Source organism: Streptomyces sp. NPDC059456, assembly GCF_042750055.1.
Taxonomy (GTDB): domain Bacteria; phylum Actinomycetota; class Actinomycetes; order Streptomycetales; family Streptomycetaceae; genus Streptomyces.
In genome coordinates, this window is sequence record NZ_JBHYVA010000261.1 from 1 (window position 1) to 1,085 (window position 1,085).

The window sequence follows — 1,085 nt, forward strand, 5'->3', positions numbered from 1 at the left end:
TGTGGGTGTGGGTCCGGGGGCGTCCCGCCAGTCCACTGTCCTTCCGTGCCGTGCCGGTCCCTCAAGGGCGCTCCTTCGTCGCGTCGCTTCGCGATGGCCTTCGGCCACCCTTGACCGACCGTCCCGTCCCGGAATGCCATAAGACTGTCGGGAAGCCCCCGAAGGATGGCCAGGGGGTACATAACCAGGGGCGGGCCCATCACAGATCCGGGCCGGTGGCCCCTGTCCGTCCGCACCCGGCTCACCAGGACCGGCCAGTCAGCCGACGATGGTGCGTAGGGAGGGGTATGGCTCCCCTTCGGGGCCCATGGAAGGCTTTTCCGGGCCCCGGCCGGGTCAACCTGCACCAGGCAACGCCCACAAGCCCATCCGAGGAGGAATGGGCCCGAGGACGCCCCAAATCGCTACGCGCTCCTGCCGGCTTAGCGTCCGCCGACCGTCTGTGGCTGGACATAGGCCGCCCACGACCGTCATCACCTCACCCAGCATGCGACAGCGGGCTGTTTGTCCCTTTTGGTCGCCAGTTGAGAGTCGAGAGACGCTCTACTGGAGTGAGGGGTTGGAAGATCCGGCATCAGACTCCCTCTCGCCCGCTTTTCGCCTCAGACAGCCCGCAGACGCCCCCAAAGCCCCCAATATCCGACGACTGGGCGGCTTATGGCCGGGCACAGACGGGCGTCGGACGCTAAGCCGGGAGAAGCGCGTAGCGATCTGGGGCGTTTGCGGGCCCAGGGCTACTGGGATGGGGTGCTGGTCGCTGTCTCGTGCGGCTTGACCCGACCCGGGTCCGGAAAGGCCTTCTCTGGGCCCCGCATGGGGGCCGTGCCTCTCCCTGCGCGTCATTACCGGCTGGCTGGGCGGTCCCGGGAAGGGAACTCGGGATGGACGGGGGCTCCTGGCCCGGATCTGTGATGGGCCCGTCCCTGGTTATGTACCCCCTGGCCATCCTTCGGGGGCTTCCCGGCAGTCTTATGGCATTCCGGGACGGGACGGTCGGTCAAGGGTGGCCGAAGGCCATCGCGTAGCGACGCGACGAAGGAGCGCCCTTGAGGGACCGGCGCGGCACGGAAGGACAGTGGACTGGC